Genomic DNA, 4,959 nt, shown 5'->3' with positions numbered 1-4,959 from the left:
CGACGGGGAGGACGCCGCGGCCGCGCCGACATGCCGGTGGTGCGGCACCGCGGCGCGCGCGCACTCGTGCACCAAGTGCGGGTCCCGCGCCTTGCGCGCGCAGGTGACGGGCGCGCAGCGCACGGCGGAGGAGTTCGGCCGCGCGTTCCGCGGGGTGCCGGTGATCGGATCGTCCGGTGCCGATGTCCGCGACGAGGTTCCCGCGCGCGCCGCCGTCATCGTGGCCACGGTGGGCGCCGAGCCGGTGGCCCCCGGCGGCTACGGCGCCGCGCTGCTCCTCGACGGCTGGTCGCTGCTCACCCGGGCCGACTTGCGCGCCGGCGAGGAGGCCCTTCGACGCTGGATGGCCGCCTCGGCGCTGGTGCGCAACGCGGAGGCAGGCGGGAAGGTGGTCGTGGTGGCGGACGCCGGGGCCGAGGTGGTGCAGGCGCTCATCCGCTGGGACCCGGTGGGGCAGGCGCGACTGGAGCTGGCCGGGCGCCGGGAAGTGCGCTTTCCACCGGCGGTGCGGATCGCCGCGGTGGACGGCACCCCGGCGACACTCGCCGCTTTCCTGGACCTGGTGGAACTGCCCGCGGGCACCGAGACCCTGGGGCCGGTGCCGCTTCCGCCGGGCGTGCGGCTCCCCGGCGGGGGGAAAGGCGGCGGGGATGCCGTGGCCGCCGACGAGCCGCCGGCCGATGCGGAACGGATGCTGCTGCGGGTGGCCCGACGCGAAGGGGCCGCCCTGTCCCGCGCGCTGGCCGTGGGGCAGGCCGCGTTCAGTTCGCATCGGGTGGCGGGGTCGGTGCGGGTGCAAATCGATCCTGTGCGCGTCGGGTGACGCGCGTCGCGGCACGCAACCGTACGCGTGGCGGCGAGGACCCAGCCCCTGTGCGGGTCGGTTGACGCGCGTCGCGGCACGCAACCGTACGCGTGGCGGCGTGGACCCAGCCCCTGTGCGCGTCGGGTGACGCGCCCGGTCAGTTTTCGGCGCCGGTGCCGGTGTCGCGGACGTCCACCACGTACATCCGCGTGCGTGAGCGGTCGACGAAGTTCTCCTCGTCGGCGGCGATCCTGCGCGCGGTCTCCGGTACCGCGTATGCGGCGAGCATCTCCTCGTATGCGGCGCGGTCGTCGAACACGAACTCGCTGACCACATCGAAGTCGGTGGCCGGCGCGCCGGGCGCGGCGACCCTGTCGTCGTGGTCGAGGAAGTTGCGGCGGTATCCGCGGACCTGTGGCAGCAGGCTCGTGATCAGCGGGACGTGCCGGGTCTCGTAGTAGTCGATGAACTCGTCGCGTGTCAGGTCGGCGCGGCGAGTCAGCAGTGCAATGGCCTTGAACATGGGGCCTCCGGGGCGTGGCGGAGCCGCGGGGGAGCGGCGCGGATGAGTCGACGATAGCCGCAGCGGGCGGCGTGCCGGACCCGGAAACTAAGCTGACCGGGACACGGCAGACTGGATAGGCGCGGCAGGGACTAAGGAAGGACTTTTCGACGTGCGATTGATCTTCGCGGGAACCCCCGAGGCGGCGGTGCCGTCGCTGAGGGAGCTCATCGACTCCCCGCGGCATGAGGTGATCGCCGTCGTCACCCGGCCCGACGCGGCCGCCGGCCGCGGCCGGAGAACGGACAGATCGCCGGTCGGCCGTCTCGCCGACGAGGCGGGCATCGAGGTGCTCACGCCGGTCCGCGCCTCCGACCCGGATTTCGTCGAGCGCCTGCGCGCACTCGCACCCGACTGCTGCCCCGTCGTCGCCTACGGCAACCTGCTGCCGGCGGACGTGCTGGCCGTGCCCGTGCACGGCTGGGTCAACCTGCACTTCTCGCTGTTGCCGGCGTGGCGCGGGGCGGCGCCGGTGCAGGCCGCGATCGCCGCCGGCGACGCGATGACCGGCGCCGCGACCTTCTTCATCGAACCGGCGCTCGACACGGGCCCCGTGTACGGGGTGGTCACCGAGACGATCGGGGACGAGGACACGGCCGGCGATCTGCTCGGCCGCCTTGCGGACGCCGGCGCGCGGCTGCTCGCTGCGACAATGGACGGCATCGAGGACGGCACGCTCACCGCGGTGCCCCAGTCCGGGGATGGCGTGTCCTACGCGGAGAAGATCGCCGTCGAGGGCGCGCGCGTGCAGTGGCGGAATCCGGCGCTCGCGGTGGACCGCGGCGTCCGCTCGGTGACCCCGGATCCCGGGGCCTGGACGATGCTGGGCGAGGTGCGGCTCAAGCTCGGGCCGGTGCGGCCCGCCGGCGGCAGGGGCCTGGCTCCGGGGCGCATCGAGGCCACGAAGAAGTCGGTGTTCGCTGGAACCGGCACCGATGCCGTCGCATTGAGCTGGGTGCAACCGCCGGGCAAGAGGCAGATGCGCGCCGCCGACTGGGCGCGCGGCGCACGGCTCACCGGTGAGGAGACCTTCGCATGAATGCATGGCCCGGCGGTTCCGACGGCGACCTGCACGGCGAGGGCGGGCGCCACGACAGGGGGCGCTCCGGGGGCGGCCGTGGCGGCAGGGGCAGGCCCCGTGATGACAGGGGACGCCGCGCCGGCCGGGGGCCCGCGGGCAGGGACGCCCGCGAGACCCGCCGCCGCGAGCAGCCTGTTCTCGACTCGGCGCGCGAGGCCGCGCGCGACACGCTCCGCGCGGTGCGGGAGCGGGACGCCTATGCCAACCTGGTGCTCCCGCGTCTACTGCGCGAACGCAGGATCACCGGGCGCGACGCGGCCTTCGCCACCGAGCTCGCCTACGGCGCGTGCCGCGCACTGGGGCTGCTCGACGCGGTGATCGAGGCGTGCGCGGGCCGGCCGCTCGCCCGCGTCGACCCGCCCGTCGTCGACGCGCTGCGGGTCGGCGTCTACCAGTTGCTGCGCACGCGGGTCGCCCCGCACGCGGCCGTCTCGACGACGGTGGACATGGTGGTGGCAGACGGCGGCCGGGGCGCGGGAGGTTTCGCCAACGCGGTGCTGCGCAGGGCCGCGGAGAAGACCGACCAGCAGTGGATCGCGCAGCTCACGCCGTCGCCCGATTCCGCCCCGGTGGCGGCGTCCGCGTTCCGGCACTTCCATCCGGCGTGGATCGCGCAGGCCTTCGCCGACGCCCTGGGCCCGGACGCCGGGGAGCTCGACGCGGCGCTCGAGGCCGACAATGTCAGCCCCCGCGTGCACCTGGTGGCTCGGCCGGGCGCCATCAGCGCCGAGGAGCTGGCGCTCGTCACCGGCGGCGAGGAGGGGTTGTATTCGCCGTACGCGGTGTACCTCGACGGCGGCGATCCCGGCGAGCTGGACCCGGTGCGTGAGGGGCTCGCGGCCGTGCAGGACGAGGGCAGCCAGCTGGTGGCCCGCGCCGCCACGCTGGCCCCGGTCGACGGCCCCGACGGCGGACGGTGGCTGGACCTGTGCGCCGGGCCGGGCGGAAAGGCCGCCCTGCTCGGCGCCATCGCGGACATCGACGGCGCGCACGTCGACGCCGTCGAGCCGGCGGAGCATCGCGCCGCGCTGGTGCGTTCCGCCGTCGACGGACTTCCCGTGACGGTGCACGCCGTCGACGGATGCGACAGCGGCCTCGCCCCCGGCTACGACAGGGTCCTCGTCGACGCCCCGTGCACCGGCCTGGGCGCGCTGCGGCGGCGGCCGGAGGCCCGCTGGCGCAAGAGCCCGGAGGACGTGACCGGCCTGACCCGGCTGCAGCGCGAGCTGCTGGGCGCGGCGGCGGAGCTGGTACGCCCGGGCGGCGTCATCGTGTACTCGACGTGCTCGCCGCACCTCGCCGAGACGGCGGGCATCGTTATGGATGCGCAGCGCCGCCACGGCCTCACCGCGCTCGACGCCCGCACCCTGGTCCCCGCCGCCATGCCGGGGCTCGGCGACGGCCCGTTCGTGCAGTTGTGGCCGCACCGGCACGGCACCGACGGCATGTTCCTCGCGGCCCTGCGCAAGTGAGCGCGCGGCGGCCATAGAATGTGCCGCATGGCGAACCAGGTTCCGGCGGGCCCGGAAGCAGCAAAGCAGGGCCCGGAAACAGCAAAGCAGGGGACGGCGCCGCAGCGGGTGCGGCAGCCGATGATCGCGCCGTCGATCCTGTCCGCGGACTTCGCGCGTCTGGCCGAGGAGGCGGCCATCGTCGCGGGCGATCCGGCGGTGGGCGATTCCGGCGCCGAGTGGCTGCACGTGGACGTGATGGACGCGCACTTCGTCCCCAACCTCACGCTGGGACTGCCCGTGGTGCAGAGCCTGCTCCAAGCCACCGACATCCCGCTGGACTGCCACTTGATGATCGAGGACCCGGCGCGCTGGGCGCCGCCGTACGCCGAGGCGGGCGCGCACAACGTCACCTTCCACGCGGAGGCTACGGACGACCCGGTCGCCGTGGCCCGCGATATCCGCGCCGCGGGCGCGGTGGCGGGCCTCGCGGTGAAGCCGGGCACGCCCATCGACCCCTACCTGGAGGTCCTGCGCGATTTCGACACGCTTCTGGTGATGAGCGTCGAACCCGGCTTCGGCGGCCAGTCGTTCATCCCCGACGTGCTGGACAAGGCACGCGCGGTCCGCCGGCTGGTCGACGCGGGCGAGCTGCGGCTGCTCGTGGAGATCGACGGCGGCATCAACGCGGACACCATCGAACAGGCCGCGGAGGCGGGGGTGGACTGTTTCGTGGCCGGCTCGGCAGTCTACGGCGCGCACGATCCCGCCGCCGCCGTCCGCAACCTGCGTGAGCAGGCGGCGGCCGCGTCGCCGCACCTGCACCTGCACCCGTGACCCGGCCGCAACCGGCCCCGCAGTGGCCGCTGGGCGCGCGGCTGGACGACCGCGAGGCGATGTTCGTGGCCGTCGAGCTTTCGCGGGCGGTGGCGGGGCGCACCAGCCCCAACCCCGCGGTGGGGGCGCTGGTGTTCGACTCCGACGGGCGCGTGTGCGGGGCCGGGGCCACGGCGCCGCCCGGCGGCCCGCACGCCGAGGCCGCCGCACTGGCGCAGGCGGG

6 protein-coding genes are annotated in these 4,959 nt (G+C 75.0%); 5 read left to right on the top strand and 1 reads right to left on the bottom strand.

What is annotated here, in order from left to right; translation table 11 throughout:
- Positions 1 to 823 (top strand): primosomal protein N' (locus JJ683_RS19520; protein ID WP_504739238.1); only part of this gene is annotated, 823 nt, incomplete at its 5' end.
- A gap of 139 nt (positions 824 to 962) precedes the next feature.
- Here JJ683_RS19520 and JJ683_RS18480 read toward each other — a convergent pair.
- On the bottom strand, positions 963 to 1,328 hold the full coding sequence (locus JJ683_RS18480) for an EthD domain-containing protein (RefSeq protein WP_200176271.1): 366 nt from the start codon (positions 1,326 to 1,328) through the stop codon (positions 963 to 965).
- 151 nt (positions 1,329 to 1,479) lie between these two features.
- On the opposite strand from JJ683_RS18480, the gene fmt reads away from it, so the two are divergent.
- From fmt to JJ683_RS18460, 4 genes are all read left to right on the top strand, one after another.
- Positions 1,480 to 2,406, top strand: a complete 927-nt coding sequence (gene fmt, locus JJ683_RS18475) for a methionyl-tRNA formyltransferase (protein WP_200176269.1) — start codon at positions 1,480 to 1,482, stop codon at positions 2,404 to 2,406.
- Entirely contained in the window at positions 2,403 to 3,920 is a 1,518-nt protein-coding gene (locus tag JJ683_RS18470) for an RsmB/NOP family class I SAM-dependent RNA methyltransferase (RefSeq protein WP_200176267.1), read from the top strand. Before fmt ends, JJ683_RS18470 begins: the two co-directional genes overlap by 4 nt.
- A 108-nt stretch (positions 3,921 to 4,028) precedes the next feature.
- A complete protein-coding gene (gene rpe, locus JJ683_RS18465) occupies positions 4,029 to 4,736 on the top strand; it encodes a ribulose-phosphate 3-epimerase (protein WP_200176273.1) in 708 nt (235 codons plus the stop codon).
- A gap of 59 nt (positions 4,737 to 4,795) precedes the next feature.
- The coding region (locus JJ683_RS18460; RefSeq protein ID WP_504739239.1) for a cytidine/deoxycytidylate deaminase family protein at positions 4,796 to 4,959 on the top strand (164 nt) is incomplete at its 3' end.

Origin of the sequence: Tomitella cavernea (genome assembly GCF_016599145.1) — a bacterium.
Classification (GTDB): Bacteria; Actinomycetota; Actinomycetes; order Mycobacteriales; family Mycobacteriaceae; genus Tomitella; species Tomitella cavernae.
Note: the sequence above shows the minus strand (reverse complement) of the source record. Positions and strands in the feature narration are given on the sequence as shown.